Origin of the sequence: Methyloversatilis sp. MC4-4, from assembly GCF_049843555.1 — a bacterium.
GTDB lineage: Bacteria > Pseudomonadota > Gammaproteobacteria > Burkholderiales > Rhodocyclaceae > Methyloversatilis > Methyloversatilis discipulorum_B.
The window spans coordinates 949,445-971,285 of the sequence record NZ_JBBHZK010000001.1 but is presented as its reverse complement, the minus strand read 5'-3'; the positions used below and the strand labels follow the sequence as shown (position 1 = coordinate 971,285).

At 66.4% G+C, this 21,841-nt stretch carries 17 protein-coding genes and 1 tRNA gene; 3 read left to right on the top strand and 15 right to left on the bottom strand.

Annotation, left to right across the window (positions count from 1 at the left end; all coding sequences use genetic code 11):
* Positions 1-54: 54 nt before the first annotated feature.
* From cysN to WDZ97_RS04420, 6 genes are all read right to left on the bottom strand, one after another.
* Complete coding sequence (gene cysN, locus WDZ97_RS04445) at positions 55-1,785, bottom strand: sulfate adenylyltransferase subunit CysN (RefSeq protein WP_425761903.1); 1,731 nt, start codon at positions 1,783-1,785, stop codon at positions 55-57.
* Positions 1,786-2,688 carry a sulfate adenylyltransferase subunit CysD gene (gene cysD / locus WDZ97_RS04440; protein WP_304001173.1) on the bottom strand — a complete coding sequence of 301 codons (903 nt, stop codon included), beginning with the start codon at positions 2,686-2,688 and terminating at the stop codon, positions 1,786-1,788.
* A 171-nt stretch (positions 2,689-2,859) separates the two neighbouring features.
* Positions 2,860-3,273 carry a phasin family protein gene (locus WDZ97_RS04435; RefSeq protein WP_425761902.1) on the bottom strand — a complete coding sequence of 138 codons (414 nt, stop codon included), beginning with the start codon at positions 3,271-3,273 and terminating at the stop codon, positions 2,860-2,862.
* A 101-nt stretch (positions 3,274-3,374) separates the two neighbouring features.
* On the bottom strand, positions 3,375-5,186 hold the full coding sequence (locus WDZ97_RS04430) for an ATP-binding protein (RefSeq protein WP_425761901.1): 1,812 nt from the start codon (positions 5,184-5,186) through the stop codon (positions 3,375-3,377).
* Between the two features lie 23 nt (positions 5,187-5,209).
* Positions 5,210-5,815, bottom strand: coding sequence for a response regulator transcription factor (locus WDZ97_RS04425; RefSeq protein WP_425761900.1), 606 nt, complete (start codon positions 5,813-5,815; stop codon positions 5,210-5,212).
* Between the two features lie 179 nt (positions 5,816-5,994).
* Positions 5,995-6,070, bottom strand: a tRNA-Ala gene (locus tag WDZ97_RS04420).
* Positions 6,071-6,190: 120 nt separating this feature from the next.
* Between WDZ97_RS04420 and WDZ97_RS04415 the strand changes: the two genes are divergently transcribed.
* Positions 6,191-6,907 carry a DUF3108 domain-containing protein gene (locus WDZ97_RS04415; RefSeq protein WP_425761899.1) on the top strand — a complete coding sequence of 239 codons (717 nt, stop codon included), beginning with the start codon at positions 6,191-6,193 and terminating at the stop codon, positions 6,905-6,907.
* Here the strand turns inward: WDZ97_RS04415 and WDZ97_RS04410 are convergent.
* The 4 genes from WDZ97_RS04410 to WDZ97_RS04395 form a co-directional block, all read right to left on the bottom strand.
* Positions 6,894-7,874 (bottom strand): L-threonylcarbamoyladenylate synthase, encoded by a 981-nt coding sequence (locus WDZ97_RS04410; protein WP_425761898.1) that lies wholly within the window; start codon positions 7,872-7,874, stop codon positions 6,894-6,896. The genes WDZ97_RS04415 and WDZ97_RS04410 overlap by 14 nt on opposite strands.
* Positions 7,875-7,878: 4 nt before the next feature.
* Complete coding sequence (locus tag WDZ97_RS04405; RefSeq protein ID WP_304001152.1) at positions 7,879-9,024, bottom strand: 5-(carboxyamino)imidazole ribonucleotide synthase; 1,146 nt, start codon at positions 9,022-9,024, stop codon at positions 7,879-7,881.
* A gap of 123 nt (positions 9,025-9,147) precedes the next feature.
* Positions 9,148-9,654, bottom strand: a complete 507-nt coding sequence (gene purE / locus WDZ97_RS04400; protein ID WP_020164837.1) for a 5-(carboxyamino)imidazole ribonucleotide mutase — start codon at positions 9,652-9,654, stop codon at positions 9,148-9,150.
* 161 nt (positions 9,655-9,815) lie between these two features.
* Positions 9,816-11,129, bottom strand: coding sequence for a DEAD/DEAH box helicase (locus WDZ97_RS04395; RefSeq protein ID WP_019918114.1), 1,314 nt, complete (start codon positions 11,127-11,129; stop codon positions 9,816-9,818).
* A gap of 416 nt (positions 11,130-11,545) precedes the next feature.
* On the opposite strand from WDZ97_RS04395, the gene WDZ97_RS04390 reads away from it, so the two are divergent.
* The gene (locus WDZ97_RS04390; RefSeq protein ID WP_304001150.1) at positions 11,546-12,109 is read left to right on the top strand and encodes a sigma-70 family RNA polymerase sigma factor; all 564 of its coding nucleotides are present in this window, start codon (positions 11,546-11,548) and stop codon (positions 12,107-12,109) included.
* Positions 12,106-12,813 (top strand): anti-sigma factor, encoded by a 708-nt coding sequence (locus tag WDZ97_RS04385; protein ID WP_425761897.1) that lies wholly within the window; start codon positions 12,106-12,108, stop codon positions 12,811-12,813. The genes WDZ97_RS04390 and WDZ97_RS04385 overlap by 4 nt, the downstream gene beginning before the upstream one ends.
* 356 nt (positions 12,814-13,169) lie before the next feature.
* Here the strand turns inward: WDZ97_RS04385 and WDZ97_RS04380 are convergent, their stop codons facing one another.
* From WDZ97_RS04380 to WDZ97_RS04360, 5 genes are all read right to left on the bottom strand, one after another.
* A complete protein-coding gene (locus WDZ97_RS04380) occupies positions 13,170-15,215 on the bottom strand; it encodes a sigma-54-dependent Fis family transcriptional regulator (RefSeq protein ID WP_425761896.1) in 2,046 nt (681 codons plus the stop codon).
* Between the two features lie 226 nt (positions 15,216-15,441).
* Positions 15,442-16,644, bottom strand: a complete 1,203-nt coding sequence (locus WDZ97_RS04375; protein ID WP_425761895.1) for an acetyl-CoA C-acyltransferase — start codon at positions 16,642-16,644, stop codon at positions 15,442-15,444.
* 159 nt (positions 16,645-16,803) lie between these two features.
* Positions 16,804-18,765, bottom strand: a complete 1,962-nt coding sequence (locus WDZ97_RS04370; protein WP_425761894.1) for an AMP-binding protein — start codon at positions 18,763-18,765, stop codon at positions 16,804-16,806.
* Between the two features lie 131 nt (positions 18,766-18,896).
* Positions 18,897-20,222, bottom strand: coding sequence for a DUF1329 domain-containing protein (locus WDZ97_RS04365; protein ID WP_296811760.1), 1,326 nt, complete (start codon positions 20,220-20,222; stop codon positions 18,897-18,899).
* Between the two features lie 17 nt (positions 20,223-20,239).
* Positions 20,240-21,820, bottom strand: a complete 1,581-nt coding sequence (locus WDZ97_RS04360) for a DUF1302 family protein (protein WP_232416026.1) — start codon at positions 21,818-21,820, stop codon at positions 20,240-20,242.
* Positions 21,821-21,841: the final 21 nt, after the last annotated feature.

Sequence of the window (21,841 nt, the reverse complement as noted above, 5' to 3'; positions counted from 1 at the left end):
TCCGGCGTCGGTGGGAGGGATGGCCGGGCGCGCAGCGCGCGTCCGGCCTGTCGCTCAACTCAGACGTCCGGCGCGGCGCAGGGTTTCGACGATCTGTTCGACCACTTCTTCCGCCGCGCCTGCAGCCAGCACGAGACGCTGGCCGCTGGCGTCCAGCGCGGCCTGCGCGGCGCCGGCGTCGATCTTCAGTTCGACGTGCTCGCCAGACGGCAGCGCGGTGACCAGGCTGTCCGGCTGCGCCGAGTCGGCGTCGATCACCACCACCAGACCGGCATCGAGCAGGATGCCGGCGATGCGCGGCAGATCTGCGGTGGCAGCCGGCAGCGTGATGGTGTGGCGGCCGAGCGACATGAGTTTCTGTTCAAGCTTGTCGGCGGCGATGCCTTCACCCGCCCACAGCAGCAGCGGCGACTGCTGCTTCAGTGCAGCGCGTGCAGCGCGACCGGTTTCCAGGCGCGTCCAGCTCAGGTCGCGCGGTCGGCTGCGAGCGCCATGCAGCAGGCCGGCGCCGACCGTGTTGTTGGTCAGGCGATCGATCAGGATGAAGCTGCCGGTATCACGCACCGACTCGTACGGATCGAAGGCAAGCAGTCGGTCCGTGAGCAGCGACACGCGGCCGATCTCGTTCAGTGCAAGCGCGGCGGTGGCGGAGCGCTCCATCGTATTCACGTTCACACGGTATTCGATCGCATTGACGGTGGCGCCGACCGTACGGGTGCCGCACTTCATCAGATAGCTGCGACCGGTGGCCATGGCTTCATCGCTCATCCACACCAGCGTGGCGTCGAAGCTGTCGCCGATCAGTGCCGGCGTATCAGCGGCGACGATCACGTCGCCGCGCGAACAGTCGATCTCGTCGGCGAAGGTAACGGTGACCGACTGGCCAGCCACCGCTTCGCTCAGATCGTGCGTCGACAGCACGATGCGCTCGACCGTGGTGTCGCGGCCGGACGGCTGCACGCGCACGCGGTCGCCCGGGCGAACGATGCCGGAGGCAATCTGGCCGGAGAAACCGCGGAAGTCGAGATTGGGGCGATTGACCCACTGCACCGGCAGACGGAACGGGCGCGCCTGCAGGTCGTCCTCGATCTGCACGGTTTCCAGGTGGTCCATCAGCGCCGGACCGGCGTACCACGGCGTGGCAGCGCTCTTCTCGATGATGTTGTCGCCCTTCAGCGCGGACATCGGGATGCACAGGATGTCGGAGAGGCCGATCTGCGCAGCGAAATCCCGGTAGTCCTTCTCGATGCGCTCGTACACGTCCTTCGAGTAACCGACCAAGTCCATCTTGTTGATGGCGACGACGACGCGCTTGATGCCGATCAGCGACACCAGGAAGCTGTGGCGGCGGGTCTGCGTCTGCACGCCGTGACGGGCGTCGACCAGGATGATGGCTAGATCGGCGGTCGAGGCGCCGGTGACCATGTTACGCGTGTACTGCTCGTGGCCCGGCGTGTCGGCGACGATGAACTTGCGCCGGTCGGTCGAGAAGAAGCGGTAGGCGACGTCGATCGTGATGCCCTGTTCGCGCTCCGCGGCCAGGCCGTCGACCAGCAGCGCGAAGTCGAGGTCGCCGCCCTGTGTGCCCACCTTCTTCGAGTCGGCTTCGAGCGCGGCCAGCTGGTCCTCGAACAGCATTTTCGATTCGTACAGCAGGCGCCCGATCAGCGTGCTCTTGCCGTCGTCGACACTGCCGCAGGTGATGAAGCGCAGCAGGCTCTTGTGCTCGTGCTGGCGCAGGTAGGCCTCGATGTCCTGCGAAATGAGGTCGGAAACGTGTGCCATTTAGAAATAACCCTCTTGCTTCTTCTTTTCCATCGAACCGGAGGAATCGTGGTCGATCACGCGGCCCTGGCGCTCCGACGTCGTGGTCAGCAGCATTTCCTGGATGATGTCGGTCAGCGTGGCAGCGGTCGATTCGACCGCGCCGGTCAGCGGATAGCAGCCCAGCGTGCGGAAGCGCACGCTCTTCATCTGCGGCGTCTCGCCCGGACGCAGCGGCATGCGCTCGTCGTCGACCATGATGAGCGTGCCGTCGCGCTCGACCACCGGCCGTTCGGCCGCGAAGTACAGCGGGACGATGGGAATGTTCTCGAGGTGGATGTACTGCCAGATGTCCAGTTCGGTCCAGTTCGAGATCGGGAACACGCGGATCGATTCACCCGGATGCTTGCGCGCGTTGTACAGCTTCCACAGCTCCGGGCGCTGGCTCTTCGGGTCCCAGCGGTGCTGCGCGGTGCGGAAGGAGAAGATGCGCTCCTTGGCGCGCGACTTTTCCTCGTCGCGACGGGCGCCGCCGAAAGCGGCGTCGAACTTGTACTTGTCCAGCGCCTGCTTCAGGCCCTCGGTCTTCCACATGTCGGTATGCAGCGCCGAACCGTGGTCGAACGGGTTGATGTTGCGTGCCTTGGCGTCCGGATTGATGTGCACCAGCAGGTCCATGCCGAGCTTGCGCGCCATTGCGTCGCGAAACTCGTACATCGCCTTGAACTTCCAGGTGGTGTCGACGTGCAGCAGCGGAAAGGGCGGGACCGACGGATAGAAGGCCTTGGCGGCGAGGTGCAGCATGACGGCGCTGTCCTTGCCGACCGAATAGAGCATGACCGGGTTTTCGGCCTCGGCCACCACTTCGCGCATGATGTGGATGCTCTCGGCTTCCAGCCGTTGCAGGTGCGTCAATGTACTCATCGTGTTGGGGAACCGGAAGGTGCGGAAATAGCGGGCCGCACGGCGTCGGACAGGCCGCCCGTGCGAAAGGGTCGAGATTTTACCGCGGCGCGGCGATTCCCGGCGAATGCCGTGCAACGACGCCGCCAACAACCGCCGGAAGGTACCGAACTGCGCCGCTCGGCGCCGCAGTCAGGCGCTCTGCGAGCGGCTGCGCGCAATCATGCCGCGGCGGTCGGGAAAGTTGATCACCACCGAGCGGTGACGCCGGTCAGCAAACAGCACGTTGCCGCTGCTCAATGCCTCGGTCAGCACCGGCGCCTGCTGCACCACCGAATCGCAAGCCAGGTCGACCAGCTCGTTCTGCACCTGCGACATGATGTGATAGGACTGCCGCGCGTGCTCGGCCATCTCTTCGAGCAGCGCACCGTAAAGCTGCGGCAGCTGCCACAGCGCAGACATCGCTTCGGCGACCGTCTGCGGCGGCTCGATGGCTCGCATCTGGGTGGTCAGCGCGGAACTGACCGACTCGGCCTGCAGCTTGAGCAGGCGTTCACCGCCGTCGGCAAGGATGCTGACCAGACGCTTCGGCACGTCTGCAGTCACGGTCTCCTGAGCGTCGTACGCAATCTTCACTGTAACCCCCTGATTCGATCCGCCGTGCTGCCATGAAAAGGGACTTCCCCCGGCAGCACCCACTGCGCACATCATAGGCCGCTCGCGTCCGGATGCATAACCTCGCGCACCGGCCTGGCGGTATCGAGCAGATCGCCCAGCGTGTGCAGCAGCAGTTCGGCCGGCACCGGCTTGTAGAGCACGGGCAGGCCGCTGTACCGCGCCTGTTGCACGCGATCGGGCGCGGTGTCACCGGTGATCAGCACCGCCGGCACCGCGCGCCGGAGTGCCGCATGCAGGCCGGCGACGACGGAAACGCCGTCCTCGTCGTTGCGCAGACGGAAGTCGCACACGACGACATCGATGCGCGCCCCCTCCTCCGCTTCCAGCCGGCAGGCGATGTCGGTCGCCGTCGCCGCACCGTCCGCCAGGTGAACCTCGACGCCGGCGGTGCGCAGTACCGCCGCAGTCGAGGCACGGACAGCCTCCTCGTCGTCGATCACCAGTACGCGGGCCGACTGCAGCACCGGCCATGGACGCGGTGGCGTCTGTTGCGGGGGTGCGGATTCCGCCACCGGCAGAGCTCCGGGTGCCCGCACCCGGAACACGGTGCCACGGTCTGGCCGCGAATCGACCTCGACCTGCAGCTGCAGCAGCGCCGCCAGCCGGCGAACGATGGCAAGCCCCATGCCCAGCCCTTGCGCACGATCGCGTTCGCGGTTGCCGACCTGATAGAACTCTTCGAACACGCGCGGCAACTCGGCCGCCTCGATGCCACGCCCGCTGTCCCACACCTCGATCGACACCTGTCCGCCGCGCCGCCGGGCGCCGACCACGACGCCCCCGCGTGCGGTGAACTTCAGCGCGTTGTGCACCAGATTGCCGAGCAGGCGTTCGAGCAGTTGCGGGTCGGTACGCACCCAGTGACCGCGCGCGCGCAGCCGCAACGAGAGGCCGCGCCCCTCTGCCTCAGCGGCAAAGCTGCGGTCGAGCGCGCGGAACACGTCGGCCAGCGCCACCGGGCGAATGCGTGCCTGCACCACGCCAGCATCCAGTCGCGACACGTCGAGCATTTCGTTGAACGAGGATTCGAGCGCGGTCACGCAGGACATCAGGTTGCGGGCCAGCGCTTCCTCCGGTCCACCGCGCAGCCGTGCCGCCAGCGCGCTGCCGAACAGCCCGAGCGAGTGCAGCGGCTGCCGCAGGTCGTGGCTGGCAGCAGCAAAGAAGCGCGTGCGCTCGGCGCTTGCACGCTCGGCAATATCGATCTGCTCGCGCAGCCGTCGCGCCAGCGCCTCCTTCTCGTAGCGGCTGCGCAGTGCCTCGGTCAGCAGGCGGTGCTGCTGCAGCCCGAAGGCAAGATTCACGTACAGATAGATCAGCGCGGCCGCCCCCATGAACAGGTGCGCCGTATCGCCCTGCCACAGCATGCGGCTCGACAGGCCGAGGATGGCGGGAATCGGAAAGCTCAGCAGCGCGCGCCGGTGCGGCGCGAGCGAGGCGATCGAGCCCGTGCTCATGCCGAGGATGACCAGCATCATCAGCGCACTCACCAGGGGGTCGTCGTCGGGCAGGAACATCCACGGCGCCAGTCCCCAGATCGTCGCATTGACGACCAGCGCATTGCTGTAGTCGATGCCGGCCTGCCGTGGGTCACGCGCCGCCTCCGGCGCGCGCAGGTAGCGCTGGTAACCGACGTAACGCCACAGCTGACACCCGTGCAGCAGAACCGCCCACAGCAGCGCGCCGCGATGCCCGGTCTGATACCAGGCGAACATCCAGAAACCGAGCCCGATGAAGAAGGCGCCGATCGCCGCACTGCGGCTGGTGCGCATCATCGAATCGACCTGTTCGCGCAGGATGCGCGCCTCGACCTCGGGCGAGGACAGTGCGTCCGCGCCCACCGATGCGGTCGCCTGCCGCGGCATCAGCGGAACAGGCTGATCAGATGCAGACGGGACTGTGCGTCGAGCTTGAGCATGACGGACGACACCGAATTCTTGACCGTACCGAGCGCCAGCCCGAGAGCGTCGGCGATCTGCTGGTTGCTGTGGCCGGCGAGTACCAGCTCAAGCACGCGCAACTGCGTCGGATTAAGCGACTCGGTGCCCGGTGTCACGCCATAGTCCGCATTCGGCTCACGGCACGCGTGTGGCAAGGCACCGCCTCGCAGCAGCGTGAGCACCATGTCGAGGATGTCCGCCGAGCGGGCGCTTTTCGGCACATAACCGAGCGCGCCCAGGGCCAGCGCCTGCTCGACGACGACCGGGTCCTCGGTCGCCGAGAAGATGGCCACACGTGCCTCGGGCGCCTCGGCCAGAAAGCGTCTCAGCCCCTGCAGGCCCAGGCTGTCGGGCAGCTTCAGATCGAGCAGGACCAGATCGGGACGATGCGCCGCGAAAGCGGCCAGCGCGCCGCTCAGCGTGCCGGCATCGAGCCAGTCGACGTCGCCCAGTCCTGTCGCCTGTGCACAGGCACGCAACCCGACACGGGTCATTTCATGGTCGTCGACGACGAGAACGGTGTGCTTCATCCAGGCCGGCCCCCTGTCTGCCGGAGGCCGTGACCGACAGACCGCGATGACGGATTCACGTGCGCATCATGCAATATCGATGAAGCGCGAGTGTGCGAGGCCGGCCGGCGCGCGTCAACGCAGCGCGGAAAAAGAAAAAGCCGACTGCGAAGCAATCGGCTTTTTCGGGCTGCGTCCGGTGGTGGAGAGGAGGAGGATCGAACTCCCGACCTTCGCATTGCGAACGCGACGCTCTCCCAGCTGAGCTACCCCCCCAACGGCTGCGGATTATAGGGCCTCGGATGCCGGTTGTGAAGGAACATCGAACAGAATCACACGGTCGCAGCATCATCACCGGTACGGACTTCAGACACGATGAAAAAAGAGATCGACGGAATGGATCGCAGGCGCTTCATCGGCGGCAGCGCAGCGGGCGCGCTGCTGGTGGCGTCGCCGCTCTGGCTGGCCGGCTGCGCGACGGCGCGGCAGTACGAGCAGGCCGAGCACATGGCGGCGCAGCTCGCCATCGGCGACGAGTGGGTGTACGAAGAACTGAATGGCTACAACCGCGAGCGGCAAGCCGGGATCCGCTACGTCGTCGAGCAGGCGGACCCGCCGCGTCTGCGCGTGGAAGTCGATGGCAAGCCGCTGAGCAGTCTGCGCAGCGGCCAGTTCGAGGAGTACGCGGCGCCCTGGGTGGTCAGCCGTGACACCATCTATGACCGCGACAACCGTTACGACGCGCCGCTACCGGTGCTTCCGGCGCTGCTGGAACCCGGCGTGCGCGAGGCGTGGCAGTCGATGGTGAGCACCGATCCGAAGGAGCGGCCGCGCCGCTGGCACGTGCAGATCGACACGCTCGGCTACGAACGCGTGACCGTGCCGGCGGGTGAATTCGAAGCCTTGCGCGTACGTCGGCTGATCAAGTTCGAACATCCGGATTTCTTCCGCACGCAGTCGGAACGCGTCGAACACCTGTGGTTCGTACCCGAGGTGAAACGCTGGGTGAAGCGCGAGTGGCGCGGCCAGTACATGCCCAAGCTGCGCAGCCGCCATCCGCTGCTGCGTGAGGACTGGATCGTGTGGGAGCTGACCCGCTTTACTGTGGCGTGATGCCGGCGCCGGCGAGCGCGCGTCCGAGGCGGTCGTTCACCGCGGCCCACTCAGGCGTTTCCGGAATGGCTTCGATCACGATCATCGAACCTCCGACCGCATCCGCCTCGCGCATCGCGGCATAGAGACCCCGCGCGTAACCGGCCGGTTCGGCCGGCAGCATGAACCAGCGATGCGGGCAGTCGGACAGCGGCGGCTGACTGTGTGCAATCACCGCACAATGGCGACCGCTGTGGCGCAAGGCATTCAGGAAATCGCGCAGCCGGGCCGGCGCGATCTTGCGCATCGCGCTGCGCGGCGCGTAATGCGCAGCCAGCGCACCGGACACCCGCGGTGAATTCTGATCGCCCTTGCCTGCCGGCACGCGACCGATCACGGCAGCAATCTGACCGGCGCTGATGGCGCCCGGCCTGAGGATGCGCGGGGTGTCTCCGGACAGGTCGAGTATGGTCGATTCGATGCCGACCTCACACGCTCCGCCGTCGAGCACGGTGACCGAGTCACCGAACTCATCGCGCACATGTTGCGCCGTGGTCGGGCTGATGCGACCGAAGCGGTTGGCCGATGGTGCAGCGACGCCGCCGCCGAAGGCGCGCAGCAGCTTCAGCGCGACCGGATGCCCCGGCACGCGCAGCCCCACCGTGTCCTGACCGCCGGTCACCTCGAGCGGTACGTCTTCCTCCCGCTTCAGGATGAGGGTCAGCGGTCCTGGCCAGAAAACCTTCGCCAGCGCGATCGCCTCGCGTGGAATGTCGCGCGCCCAGACGGTCATCTGTTCGGCGTCCGGCAGATGCACGATGAGCGGATGGTCGGCGGGGCGACCCTTTGCCTCGAATATGCGGCGCACCGCCGCCGGGTTCATCGCGTCGGCACCCAGCCCGTAGACGGTTTCTGTCGGCAGCGCGACCAGTTCGCCGGCGCGCAGCCGGCGCGCGGCGTGAGCGATGTCGGCATCCGACGCGCTCATCGGGTCAGCCGGCGATGCCGATGGCGCCGCGCGCGTTCATCGCGGTGTCGATGACCGGATCGCCGCTCTCGCCGAGCACGGTGAAGTGGCCCATCTTGCGGCCGGGGCGTGCGTGATGCTTCTGGTAGAGATGCAGCTTCAGACCGGGGTGGCGCAACAGGCGCGACCAGTCCGGCTCATGGGCGTGATGAGCGTCCTGCTGGTACCACAGGTCGCCGAGCAGATTCACCATCACCGCGCGCGAATGCTGGCGTGCGTCGCCCAGCGGCAGGCCACACAGGATGCGCACCTGTTGTTCGAACTGGTTGGTGACGCAGGCATCGATCGTGTAATGGCCGCTGTTGTGCGGCCGCGGCGCCATTTCATTGACCATCAGACGGCCGCCGGCGATGAAGAACTCGACACCGAGCACACCGACGTAGCCCAGTTCGGCGGCGATACCGGACGCCATTTCGGTCGCCTCGGCCGCCAGTGCGCCGCTGATGCGCGCCGGCGCGATGGTCACGTCGAGAATGCCGTTGCTGTGGCTGTTCTCGGCCACCGGAAACGGTGCGACACGGCCGGCTGCGTCGCGGGCCAGCACCACCGACACTTCCAGTTCGAGCGCCAGCATCTTCTCCAGCACGCAGGCTTCGCGATTGAAGCTCTCGAACGCCGCCTTCGCTTCGGCGACATTGGCCACCCTCGCCTGCCCCTTGCCGTCGTAACCGAAGCGAGCCACTTTCAACACGGCCGGAAACAGCGACGGATCGGCCGCCTCGATGTCCGCCACGCTGCGGATCGCGGCAAACGGCCCCACTGAAAAGCCACGGTCGGACAGGAAGGTCTTCTCCGCGATGCGGTTCTGCGCCACCGCGACGCACGCGGCGTTCGGGCGGGTGGGGATGAATTTGGACAGGTGATCCAGCGTGTCCGCCGGCACGTTCTCGAACTCGGTGGTCACCGCAGCGCAGGTCTGCGCCAGGCGCTCCAGCGCCTGCATGTCGTCGTAGGCGGCGCACAGGTGCTCGTCGGCCGCCTTGCCAGCCGGGCTGTTGCGGTCCGGGTCGAGCACGACGACGCGATAGCCCATTTCGTGCGCAGCCAGCACGAAGAAGCGGCCGAGCTGACCGCCGCCGAGCATGCCGAGGGTTGCGGGAGGAAGAATCATCTGCAATGGCTCCGAAAGATCCGGCTCAACTTCTCGTGACCGCGGACGGATGCGGATGTGGCGGATGAACGCGGATTAAAACCTGAAAATGGATGCAGCGGACGGAAGCCGCCGCGACGGCCGTCAGCCTTCGAGCTTCATGTCCAGCACGGTCTGCGCCTGCCGGGCACGGAAGTCCTCGAGCGCCTGCGCAAGCGATGCATCTTCGCCCGCCAGCAAGGCCACCGCAAACAGTCCGGCGTTGGCTGCACCGGCCTCGCCGATGGCGAAGGTCGCGACCGGAATGCCCTTGGGCATCTGCACGATGGACAGCAGCGAATCCATGCCGTTGAGCGCCCGCGACTGCACCGGCACGCCGAGTACCGGCACCGTGGTCTTGGCCGCCAGCATGCCCGGCAGATGGGCAGCACCACCGGCACCGGCGATGATGGCGCGCAGGCCGCGACTGCGTGCCTCCTCGGCGTAGGAGAACAGCAGGTCCGGCGTACGGTGCGCCGACACGACGCGCGCCTCGAACGGCACGCCGAACTGTTCCAGCATGGCGCAGGCGGCGCGCATGGTGTCCCAGTCGGAGTTCGATCCCATCACGACGCCAACCAGCGGCGTGCGGGCGTGGTCTTCAGCACTCATCGGCTTCATCCTTCGCCGGCCTCGTCGGCCCGGAAAAAGGCGCGGATTCTACACCCGCGCGACAGCGAATCGACAAACATGGAAAAAACGAAAGGGGCACCGATTGCCCGGTGCCCCTCTGGGGTCTGGTCGACCCTCTGTGCTTCAGCCTGCGTCAGCGATCAGTCCGCTCGACGCGCGCGGTCGCTGCGGCCGGAACTGTTGCCACGCCAGCCGCCCTCGCTGCGCGGCGCACCGCCACCCGGACGACGCGGGCCGTTGCCCGGCTTGTTGCCCCAGCTGCCCGGACGACCGGTGCCAGTGCGCGGGCCGCGCGGAGCGGACGTACGCGGCTGCACACGCGGCTCCAGACCCGGAATGGTGTGCACCGGGATGGTGTGACGGATGAAGCGTTCGATGGTCTTGACGCGACGCACGTCGTCGCCGGAAGCCAGGCTGACCGCGATGCCGCTGCGGCCGGCACGACCGGTACGGCCGATGCGGTGCACATAGTCTTCCGCCGACTTCGGCAGATCGAAGTTGATTACGTGGCTGATGCCGGCCACGTCGATGCCGCGGGCGGCAACGTCGGTGGCGACCAGCACGCGCAGCGCGCCGCGGCGCAGGTGACCCAGCGTGCGATTGCGTTCGCCCTGGTGCATGTCACCGTGCAGTGCCGCAGCCAGGAAGCCGTTCTCGCCGAGCTGCTCGGCGATCTGGTCGGCGTCGCGCTTGGTGGCGGTGAACACGATGGCTTGTTCGACGCCCTCGTCACGCAGCAGGTGGTCGAGCAGGCGCTGCTTGTGGCCCATGCCGTCGGCGAAAAGCAGACGCTGTTCAATGTTCTCGTGCTGGGCGGCGGTTGCCTGGATTTCGATGCGCTGTGCGTCCTTGGTCAGGCGCTCGGCCAGACGGCAGACGCGCGGCTCGAAGGTGGCCGAGAACAGCAGGGTCTGACGGCTCTGCGGCAGGCGGTCGACGATGGCTTCGATGTCCTCGATGAAACCCATGTCCAGCATGCGGTCGGCTTCGTCGAGCACCAGCATTTCCAGACGGCCGAAATCGATGCGGCCGCTGTCCATCTGGTCGATCAGACGACCCGGCGTGGCGACCAGCACTTCATAGGGCTGGGCCAGCAGCTTGTTCTGCATCACGTAGGAGGTACCACCGACCACGCTGACTGCCTTGGCGTAGCGCAGGCCACGGCCATACTTGCGGCAGGCGTCGGTGACCTGAATGGCCAGTTCGCGCGTCGGCGTCAGCACCAGGATGCGCGGGCCGCGGGCCTTGACGGCCGAGTCCTGCGTCAGGCGGTTCAGCGCCGGCCACATGAAGGCGGCGGTCTTGCCCGAACCGGTCTGCGAGGACACCATCAGGTCACGACCAGCCAGAGCGGCGGGGACGGCCTTTTCCTGCACGGCGGTGGGATTGGGGTAACCGGCCTCGACGATTGCGCCAAGAAGGGATTCGTTAAGACCGAGTTCTGAGAATTCCATGTATTTTTTCCACACAATGGCTACCCGCCGCGCTGCGACGAGCAGTGCGGAAGGAGCGGGTTGGTCGGGCGAAATCCCGACGTTCTATCGGCACTAACCGATCAACCACGCTTGACCAAACAGGCGGGAGAAAAAGACAGGCCAGGGACGATAACTTTCTCGTGCCAGCGCCGGACCAAACCGGGAATGCGTCGCCAGGAGCAGACGCGGGGAAAGCACGAAGGCGCGAACTTTACAGACGGGCATGTATGTTTGCAAGCTCTTTTTCGCATTGCAACAATCGACCGCCAACCCGGCATCGAAAAAAATCGCGTCCGACTGCATCCGTGGGGGCGACTCGCGGGTAAGCCGTGAGAAGCTGGCGCCGGCTTACGGCAGCGGTGCTCGGCGATCCTCCACCCGTTCAAGGCAGAACCATGACAAGCACCACGGACGATTTCGATTTCGAGGCGGCGCTCGGCGCCTGTGCCGCCGGCGAGCGCAGCGCCCTGCGCCGCATATACGAGCGTGAGGGCGGCCGCCTGATGGGCGTGGCCCTGCGCATCGTGCGCCGTCGCGACGTCGCCGAGGACGTCGTGCACGATGCCTTCGTGCGCATCTGGGAAAAGGCGTCCAGTTTCGACGCCAGTCGCGGCAGCGCGCGCGGCTGGATCTACAGCATCGTGCGCCACGGCGCGCTGAACCACATTCGCGACCACGCGCGCGAGGTGCCGGCCGACGAATCGCTGACCGACAGCTTCGAGCACGAAACCTCCTCCAGCGTGCCGGACCCTTATCAGCAGGTACTGCTGTCCTCGGAGGCCGGCATGCTTTACGACTGCCTTGGACGGCTCGACGCCGCGAAGCGCTCCAGCATCCTGCTCGCCTACCTCGAAGGCTGCACCCATACCGAAATCGCCGACCGGCTGGCCACGCCGCTCGGCACGATCAAAGCCTGGATACGCCGCGGCCTGCAGGCACTGAAGGAGTGCCTCGCATGATCCAGACCCCCGAAGACATCGCCGGCCTCTATGTACTGGGCCTGCTCGACGCCGCCCGCCGCAACGAGGTCGAGCGCGACATGGAGAACGACGCCACGCTGCAGGCACGCGTCGCCGACTGGGAGGAGCGGCTTCTGCCGCTGACACGCATGGTCGAACCGGAACCGCTGCCGCCCGGGCTGTGGTCGCGCATCGAACGCAGCCTGTGGCCTGCGCCGCGCGCGGGCGCGGCATCGGCGCCCTCCTCTCTTTTCAGCCGGCTGTGGGACAGCCTCGCGTTCTGGCGCTCGCTGGCCGCCACCGGTTTCGCTGCCGCCATGCTGCTCGCCGTCGTGGGTCTGCCCGGCACGCAGCCGGCCGGCGAGCCAAAGTTCATGGTGGTGCTGGTGGCACCGGACGACAAGGCACCGGGCTGGGTGGTGCAGGCCAGCACCGAACAGTCGCTCAAGCTCATCCCGCTTGGCGTGACCGAGGTGCCGCAGGCCAAGGCGCTGCAGTTCTGGACCAAGGGCGACAAGTGGAAGGGGCCAGTCTCGCTGGGCCTGGTGCAGCCGGGCCGCCCGCTCGACGTGCAGATGAAGGAACTGCCGCCGCTGGAGCCCAATCAGCTGTTCGAAATCACGCTCGAACCCGAATACGGCTCACCGATCGGTCGCCCGACTGGCCCTATCCTGTACATCGGGCGCGCGGTGAAGGTGATGTGACCTTTGCGGCCAGGCCGCTACCGGCCTGATAGCGGTCTGGATCGGGGCCTGCGGTCGGCAGCGGCCGTTCCCACCAAGGCTGCATGCGACCGCTCACAGAGCGGGAATTCTGTGAGCGGCCCTTGCCGCAGGCTTCGCTGCAGGCTGCTGTCGGGGTCAGAAGAGCCCTCCCGCAGAACCTCGCCCCCGCTCGAGCCGTCGACCTGGCGCAAGCCCCCTGCGGGAGCGGTCCTCTGACCGCGACTGCGGCGCTGGGCCGTGCGCCTCTGCGTGACATCGACGGTTACTGCCACATGCTCTCAGAGACCTGTCCTGACCATCTCCGGAGCCGTGGTCCTCGCTGGCGCGCGCTTCCGTCAGTGCCCCTTGGCGTGCACCTCGCGCGCGCGCTCGACCAGCGCATCGAGGCCGAATTTCTTCAGCTTGAGATAGAGCGTGCTCTTGGCGATGCCGAGCGAGCGCGCAGCCAGTGCCATATTGCCGTGGCTGCCGTCGATGGCACCGAGGATGGCGTCGCGCTCGGCTTCTTCGAGCCGGCGGTTCTCACGCGTTTCGCCGCCGAAGACCATGCCGTGATCGGTGGCCAGCGGCGCGTCGAACAGCTGGATGCCGCGCGGCGCTTCGGGTGTCATCAGCGCACGCGGACGCTCACCGGTCAGCAGCATCGATTCGAGGATGTTGCGCAGTTCGCGCACATTGCCCGGCCACGAGTAGGAAGACAGCTCGCTGATTTCAGACGCGGTGAGCTGCGGCACCGGCACGCCGTGGTGCGCCGCCAGCTTCTCCATCAGCGCGCGCGACAGCACCGGGATGTCGCCCAGCCGCTCGCGCAGCGGCGGGATACGCACGCTGGTCACCGCGACCCGGTAGTAGAGGTCCATGCGGAACCGGCCATCGGTGACTTCCTTGCGCAGATCGCGATTGGTCGCCGCGATCAGCCGGAACTTCACCTTGCGCGGCGTGTTCTCGCCGAGGCGGTAGATCTCGCCCTCCTCCAGCACGCGCAGCAGGTGCGGTTGCATGTCGAGCGGCATTTCGCCCAGTTCGTCGAGGAATAGCGTGCCGCCGTTGGCCGCTTCGATCTTGCCCATCATGCCGCCGCGCCGCGCACCGGTGAATGAGCCTTCGGCGTAGCCGAACAGCTCGGTCGCCAGCAGCTCGCGCGACAGTCCGCCGCAATTCACCGCGACAAAGGGTGCCGCCTTCGCGCTGCCGCAGTCATGGATGCCCTTGGCGAACACTTCCTTGCCGACGCCGGTCTCGCCGAGCAGCAGCACCGGCACGTTGGAACGCGACAGGTGACGGGCGCGTTCGACCGCTTCCATCAGTACCGGGTCCTTGCCGACCACGCAGTCGAGCTTGCTCGGCTCGTGCGCTACGCTGGTGGCGCCGACCGGCATCGTCGTGCCCTGCACCGAACGCGGCTTGAAGATCGGAATCGTGAGTAGGGTTCCGATGCGCTGTCCGTTGTCCAGAACCGGTTCCAGCCACTCCGGTGCAATCCAGCCCTGCAGGCCGGCCGGCAGACCATCGTCGGTGGCGTGACCCAGCGTAAGCGATGCGATGTCCAGCTTGCGGGAACCGATGCGGCCCTCGGACAGCTGGTTCAGCGCCTGTTCGGCGCGCTCGTTGGCCTTGACCGGATTGCCGCGGCGGTCGAACACGATGACGCCGTCCGAGGTCGAGTGGGTGAGCCGGTGCATGCAGCGCTCGAGCAGGCGGAAGCGGATGCCCATCTCGTGCTTGGCCAGACGGCCTTCGATCTTGCTGGCGGTGGCAACCACCAGCGCCAGGCTGTGCTTGTTATATGTCTGCTGCAGGCCCGACACGTCGATCGCGCCGAGCACGCTGTTGTCGTAGGGGTCGAGGATGACGGTGGACGAACAGGTCCAGCGCTTGATGCCGGCACAGTAGTGTTCGGCGGAATGGATCTGCACCGGGTGACGCACGGCAATGGCGGTGCCGATCGCATTGGTGCCGCAGGCCGTCTCGCTCCAGCTCGCCCCCGGCATCATGTTCATCATCGCGCCTTCGTCGCGCGTGGCCGGGTCGCCTTCGAGGCTGAGTATGGTGCCGCTGTGGTCGGTCAGCACCATGATGGTTCCGGTTTCGGCGAGGAAGTCGCGCGCCATCGCCATCACCGGCGTGCTGGCGGTGAGCAGGTCTCCGTGCTTCTGCTGCAGCGAATAGAGCGAGTTCTCGCTCAGTGGCGGCGGCGCCTGGTACTTGCCGGGATCGACGTGGGCGTTGAGGCAGCGGCGCCACGAGTCGTCAATCAGGCGGCGCAGGGCGTCGGAACTGCATTCCTCGCCGTTAAGCAGCCGCTCCCAGTGGTTCATCACGTCCCGGTCTCGCTCCGGGCGCGAAAACATCTGGCTTTGATCGTCGTCCCGCAATTCCATGGCCACCTCCTGTTTGTAGTGGAGGTAGACAGGCTGCGAGGCACCACGGACGTGATGCATGCAGCACCCGACTCCTCCGATACCGGCGTAGCGATCCGCTTCGAGGCGCATCGTCTCGCAGGCTTGTTTGAAAACCATGTTGCACCGGCAGCCGCGGAATGTCAGCCGCCGGGTGAATCTTCAAGGCGCAGGCCGGGCGCCACCCGGCCAATCAAATCAGGTTAGCTCAATTCTCGTACAACTCCAGTGCGATCGCAGTGGCTTCGCCGCCACCGATGCACAGGCTGGCAATGCCGCGCCGGCCGCCGCTGCGGCGCAGCGCGCCGATCAGCGTGACCAGCAGCCGCGCGCCGGTGGCGCCGATCGGGTGACCGAGCGCACAGGCGCCGCCATGGACATTCACCGTATCCGGATCGAGACCGAGGTCACGGATCGCGGCCAGCGTCACGACGGCGAAGGCTTCGTTGATCTCATACAAGTCGACATCGGCTTTCGACCAGCCGGCGCGTTCCAGCACCTTGCGGATCGAATCGACCGGTGCCATCGGAAAGCGCGCCGGTGCGCCGGCGTGACGGGCGTGGGCGACTATCGTGGCCAGCGGCGTTAGGCCGCGCGACCTGGCGGTGGATGTACGCATCAGCACCAGCGCCGCGGCACCGTCGGAAATCGAACTCGAGTTGGCGGCCGTGACCGTGCCGTCCTTGCGGAAGGCGGGCTTCAGGGACGGAATCTTCTCCGGCTTCGCCGTCTGAGGCTGCTCGTCGCGCACCACGCTGGCGCGTGAGTCGCCGCGACCGATCACTTCGACCGGCGCGATCTCCCAGTCGAAGGCGCCACTCGCATCGGCTTCCAGCGAGCGGTTCAGCGAGCGCAGCGCCCAGGCGTCCTGATCGGCGCGGCTGAAACCATATTCCTCGGCGCAGCGCTCGGCGAAAACGCCCATCAGCGTGCCGCGCTCGTCGTAGGCGTCTTCCAGCCCGTCGAGAAACATGTGGTCGATCACGCGGTCGTGACCGAGTCGGTAGCCGGCCCGGGCACGGGCCAGCAGATAGGGGGCGTTGCTCATCGATTCCATGCCGCCCGCGACGACGATGCCGGCCGAGCCTGCAAGCAGCGTGTCGTGCGCCAGCATGACGGCCTTCATACCCGAGCCGCACACCTTGCTGACGGTGGTACAGGCGGTGGATGCCGGCAGGCCGCCGCGGAGTGCTGCCTGGCGGGCCGGCGCCTGACCAATGCCAGCGGGCAGCACGCAGCCCATATAGGCTTCCTCGACGTCGTGGGCGCTGATGCCGGCACGCTGCACGGCGGCGGCGATGGCCGTTGCGCCGAGCTGAGGCGCGGTCAGCGCCGAAAGGTTGCCGAGAAATCCGCCCAGCGGAGTGCGGCTGACCGACACGACGACTACGGGATCTGACACTTGATTCACTCGATGCTCCTTCGCGGAAGGCGGCAACCGTCGGGCCGCTGCGCGTCCGCGTGTCACGTAATTGCAATTAGCGGGCCAGTTTCCATGAATTGAAAAACGCTGGTTTTTCAATCACCTGACCCGATTTCTTGAGAATCGACGACACGGGGCGTCCGACCTTCAGACGCGGGCGGCGCGCAGTCCGATCACCTCGTCGATCGAACGCGGGTTCTCCATCGACGACAGGTCGCCCATCGGCCGGCCGATGTAGGCGTTGCGCACGACGCGGCGCAGGATCTTGCCGTTGCGCGTCTTCGGGATCTGCGTCAGCGCGTGGATGCGGGCCGGGCGCAACGGCTTGCCGAGCAGCCGGGCGACGTGGTCCGACAGCTCGGTTTCCCACACGCTCCAGCCCTCCTGCCCGCTGCGCTTGTCGTGCAGCGTGACGAAGCACACCACCGCCTCGCCCTTGATCGGATCGGGCACACCGACCGCCACCGCCTCGGCCACCAGCGGGTGCGACACCAGCGCCGACTCGAACTCGGTCGGACCGAGCCGCTTGCCCGCCACCTTGATGGTGTCGTCGCTGCGGCCGTGCACGAACCAGTAGCCGTCGCTGTCTATGCTGGCCCAGTCGCCATGTACCCACAGCCCGGGCAGCGCCGACCAGTAGGTGTCCTCATAACGTTCGGGGTCGTTCCAGAAGCCCTGGGTCATGCCGGGCCACGGCTGGCGCAGCACCAGTTCGCCGACGCTGCCGCGCACCGGCTTGCCTTCGGCGTCCACCACGTCCGCCGCCATGCCGGGGATCGGTCCGTTGAAGCCGCAGGCGGTCTGCGGCAGACCGGGGAAACAGGCGAGGATGCCGCCGCCGATCTCGGTCCCCCCCGAGTAATTGACGATGGGACGACGGCTCTGACCGACCGTTTCGAACAGCCACAGCCACGGGGTCTCGTTCCACGCCTCGCCAGTCGAGCCGAACACGCGCACGGTGTCGAGCGATCCGATCTGCGGCACGGCGTCGCGGCTGCCCATCAGCAGGCGCACCAGCGTCGGCGACAGGCCGAGGTGGGTGACGCCGTGCCGCTGCACGATGCGCCACAGCCGGCCGGCGTCCGGGTAGTCGGGCGTACCTTCACACAGCACGATGGTGGCGCCCAGCAACAGCGCGCCAAACACCATCCACGGCCCCATCAGCCAGCCCATGTCGGTCACCCACATCAGGGTGTCGTCCTCGCGCAGATCGAAGGCCATCACCATGTCCTGCGCCGCCTTGAGCGGGAAGCCGCCGTGCGTGTGCACCACACCCTTGGGCTTGCCGGTGGTACCCGAGGTGTACACCAGCATCAGCGGATCGGACGCACCGAAGGACTCAGCCGCGGACGGATCCGCCGGGGTGGCCGCAAGCGTCGCGTAGTCGCACAGATCGTAGTGGCCGCCATGCTCGCTGCCAGCGTACGGTCCGTTGCCCAGGCGGTCGACCACCACCACGTGCTGCACCGATTCGCAGGCATCGGCCGCGGCGAGCGCGTCGGCCAGCATGCGCACCGGTTTGCCGCGGCGGAAGTAGCCGTTAGCGCACACCAGCACGGTGGCTGCGGCGTCCTGCACGCGCTGCACGACCGAGTCGGCCGAGTAGCCGGAGAACATCGGCACCGAAATGGCGCCAATCTTTGCCGCGGCGAGCAGGATGACGGCCGCTTCCGGCACCATGGGCAGATAGATCGCGATGCGGCTGCCCTCGCCTGCGCCGAGCGCACGCAGCCCCGCCGCCACGCCGTCGACTTCGCGTGCCAGCTCCGCGTAGGTGATGCGCCGCTCTTCGCCGGCGTCGCCTTCCCAGCGAACAGCCACCTTGTCCGGGTGGCGGCGTGCGTGCTTGCCGACGATGTTGTCGACCAGATCGAGCCGGCCGCCGACGAACCAGCGCGGCCACATGATGCCGTCGCTCATGTCCAGCGTCTGCGTGTAGGGCGTGGTCCATTCGAGTCCCACCTCGGCCACGACGCGGTCCCAGAAGACCGGCGCATCGCGCTCGGCGTCCTCCTGCAGCTGATCGAGCGAGCCGTAGCCATGACGTTCAATGAAACGGGCAAGCCGCGTGCCCTTCCACTCGTATCCAGATGGCGTGAATACCTTCATGATCGAATCCTGTTCTCTTTATGCCGGCCCGCTCCGCACCCGGTTTCCGCGGCGAAAAAAGCCCGACCCCGCGCTGCACAGGGTCGGGCGAACATGCCGGGAGGAGGTTCCAGCAATGCGTTCAACTGCGCTTACTTGCCCGTACCCGTTGCCACTTCTTCGAGCACGTTCAGCGATACGTCGGTTTCCTTGACGCCCTTCGGGTTGGACTTCATGTTCGACGACCAGTTGGTGGCGTGGCCACGCTTGACGTCGATGATGTGGCCGATGACAGGCATGACCGCCTTGTAGCCGTCGTCGCCGATGTCAGGCCGGTTCTGGAAGATGAACATCTTCCAGAACTCGCCCTTGCGGTCTTCCGCATAGCCGAGGTAGGGACGCGGGAAGTCCACTTCCATGTACACCACCTTCTTGCTGTACGGGTGCTCGTCCGGCGGAATGCCCTCGACCACGTACACCTCACGCGGCTCCCAGCCGATGTCCTTGGCCGGGTTGAAGTACGGCGCCTCGCTCATGTTGATGCGCGGGAAGCGCTTCTGCGGCTCGGTGTAGGGCTGCGACACATCGACGCTCATTTCCGGGCTGTGCGCGATGGCCAGCACCCAGCGCTTCTCGATCAGCTTGTTCGACTTGTACTTGGTGGGCGCGGCGTCCCAGATGTCCCAGTCGTCGTACAGCTGGTCGGTACCGCCGATCGGATCCATCCAGGCGCCGCCGGACAGCCGGCGTACGCGGCGCACCGACTTCAGGTAAGCGTAGGAGTCGTCCGGCTTCTTCGAATCCGCCTGGTTGTAGCGGACCGAGAAGGTGCCGAGACCACGGATGTCCTGCGGGTAGTGCGCGACGAAGTAGGTCTTCTGCGCGATGGTGCCGTCGCCGACCGTGATCGGACCGCCATCCAGCCGGCCTTCCATGTAGTAGCGACGGGACTGGAAGGCCTGCACGCGCTCATAGCCCTTCTTCGCGTCGAGGAAGGCCCAGGCGATGTCGCGCAGGTCCATCGTCGCGCCGTAGGTGGCGGCGCGCAGGTTCCAGATCACCTTGTCGCCAGCGTGCGGATCGTCCATCTTGATCGTTTCCGGCGGGAACATCATGCCGGCCTGCCAGCCCGACACGGTGCGGTCCGCCGGATTGAACTTGACGGTGCCGACGTTCTTCTTCGACCACTCGACGTACTTCGGATCCATCTCGATCTTCTTCGAGTTGGCAAGCTTGATGGTCAGGTTGTAGTTCTTGATCATCCACTCCAGCTTCTCCGGCACCATCGAGGCGATCGTCTTCTTCTCGAAGGTGTCGTTCTTGATGCTGTCGTAGTTGCTCTTGTCGATGATGAAGCCGGCTTCCAGCTCCTTGGCGTTGATCTGACCTGCGGCCAGACCGAGCACCAGTGCGAGCGCACCGGCGACACCCGTGCGTCGCGCGCGACCGGCCGGGATATGTGTGTTGAGCGTATACATCTGTCTTCCTCCTTTGATCAGAACTGCCGGGTCAAGCGAAACACCAGCTGGCTTGCGCGACTGAAGTAGCCGAACAGCTGGGATTCACCATTGCTGAACTGGGTCCTGTTGCTCTTGCCGCCGTCCCAGAAAATGTCCGCTTCGACCTTCGCCAGCCACTTGTCGGAGAAGGTCATCGCCACGCTCGGGATCGCGAAGCCACCACCGTTCGACAGATCGAAGCCCACGGCCAGGCCGGGGTTGATCGTGTCGTTCTTGTAGTTGAGCGTCGTGAACATGGTCAGGATGGTGCTGTGCTCGTTCAGCGGCGTGCCGTAGGCGAACAGGCGAACCAGGTCCTCACGGCCGTCGTAGTCCAGCACCTGGGTGTTGAACAGCTGGACCGACGAGAAAGACGGACGCGACGTGCCGAAGATGCCTTCGAGATTCAGGTCCTTGTCGATGCGGATCATGGTCCGCAGCGTGTCCTTCTTCTTGATGCCGTTCAGGCCGATGCCGGGGTTGGCGGCATTGCCCGGATTGAACGCACCGGTCCCGACGTTGTACGGCTGGTCCTTGGTGAAGGCGACTTCCGCGCTGATCACGGCGTCCAGCGTTTCGCTGTAGCCGCTGACGGTGGCGCCGAGCACGTCGATCTTCGGATGGATCAGGTCGAACACGCCGCCGGTCACCGGCACGCCCTGATGCGGACGGAATGACGAACTGGCCACCGGATCGGCGGCGAAGGTCGTCAGGTAGGCGATCGAGTAGTTCAGACCGTAGGCTTCACCGGACCAGCGGATACCGCCGGTCACGTCGTCCATGTCGCCGTCCTTGTGATCGCAGTTCTTGTCCGTCACCTGCGTCAGGTCGAAGCCGCGGTAGGGCTGGAAGAACCAGCGGCCGCCGCGGATATCGTAGGTGTTGCCGATGTCCTCGCAGCGGTCCCAGCCCGGACGTACGAAGGCGGCGATCATGCCCTTGGCTTCGGGAATGCGGATCTTGGTCGACACCATGATCAGCGGCTTGCGCCATTCCTCGTTCTCGCCCTCGAAGAACAGGCGCCAGCTGTAGTCGTAACCGTGCACCAGATCCATCGCCTGGAAGAAGTCCGACTCGCCCCACACCAGCTGCTGCTTGCCGGCCTTGACCGTGATGCGGTCACCAATGGGAATCTCCGCCCAGAACTCGCGGATGTCGCCGTTGTTGTAGTTCTCGGTGATGCTCTTGCCACCGGCCGTGCCGTTGGTGGCACGCAGGTCTTCGAGATCTTCGAGGTAGTTGGTCTTGTACTCGCGGTCGAGGCGACCGATCACCTTCCACTTGACCGGGCCGGTCTTCGCGTCGGCGTCGAGCAGCACGGAGCCGCGCAACATCGACAGCTTGCCGGCGCTGTCCTTGCCGACTGCGCTCAGTTCCGGTTGATCCTCGAGATTGAACGAGGCCCAGGCACGCGCGTAACCCGACAGCTGGAAACTGAAATCGTCCGTACCCGCCCAGTTGCCGCCCTCCTTCGCCGCCTCCTCGGCGCCCTGCGCGACGGGCATGCCCATCATCGCCAGTGCCGCCGCCACCGCCAGACCGGTGCCGGTCCGCCTGAAGGTTCTGCTTCTTCTCATGTCTCCACTCCCTCCTGTTTG

Excerpts from the sequence above, each read along its gene's own strand:
- WDZ97_RS04395 (WP_019918114.1), bottom strand. The coding sequence starts at position 11,129 with ATGGAATTCTCAGAACTCGGTCTTAACGAATCCCTTCTTGGCGCAATC.
- WDZ97_RS04415 (WP_425761899.1), top strand. The coding sequence starts at position 6,191 with ATGGATCGCAGGCGCTTCATCGGCGGCAGCGCAGCGGGCGCGCTGCTG.
- WDZ97_RS04365 (WP_296811760.1), bottom strand. The coding sequence starts at position 20,222 with ATGTATACGCTCAACACACATATCCCGGCCGGTCGCGCGCGACGCACG.
- WDZ97_RS04360 (WP_232416026.1), bottom strand. The coding sequence starts at position 21,820 with ATGAGAAGAAGCAGAACCTTCAGGCGGACCGGCACCGGTCTGGCGGTG.
- WDZ97_RS04380 (WP_425761896.1), bottom strand. The coding sequence starts at position 15,215 with ATGGAATTGCGGGACGACGATCAAAGCCAGATGTTTTCGCGCCCGGAG.
- WDZ97_RS04405 (WP_304001152.1), bottom strand. The coding sequence starts at position 9,024 with ATGATTCTTCCTCCCGCAACCCTCGGCATGCTCGGCGGCGGTCAGCTC.
- WDZ97_RS04410 (WP_425761898.1), bottom strand. The coding sequence starts at position 7,874 with ATGAGCGCGTCGGATGCCGACATCGCTCACGCCGCGCGCCGGCTGCGC.
- WDZ97_RS04370 (WP_425761894.1), bottom strand. The coding sequence starts at position 18,765 with ATGAAGGTATTCACGCCATCTGGATACGAGTGGAAGGGCACGCGGCTT.
- WDZ97_RS04425 (WP_425761900.1), bottom strand. The coding sequence starts at position 5,815 with ATGAAGCACACCGTTCTCGTCGTCGACGACCATGAAATGACCCGTGTC.
- cysN (WP_425761903.1), bottom strand. The coding sequence starts at position 1,785 with ATGGCACACGTTTCCGACCTCATTTCGCAGGACATCGAGGCCTACCTG.
- purE (WP_020164837.1), bottom strand. The coding sequence starts at position 9,654 with ATGAGTGCTGAAGACCACGCCCGCACGCCGCTGGTTGGCGTCGTGATG.
- cysD (WP_304001173.1), bottom strand. The coding sequence starts at position 2,688 with ATGAGTACATTGACGCACCTGCAACGGCTGGAAGCCGAGAGCATCCAC.
- WDZ97_RS04390 (WP_304001150.1), top strand. The coding sequence starts at position 11,546 with ATGACAAGCACCACGGACGATTTCGATTTCGAGGCGGCGCTCGGCGCC.
- WDZ97_RS04385 (WP_425761897.1), top strand. The coding sequence starts at position 12,106 with ATGATCCAGACCCCCGAAGACATCGCCGGCCTCTATGTACTGGGCCTG.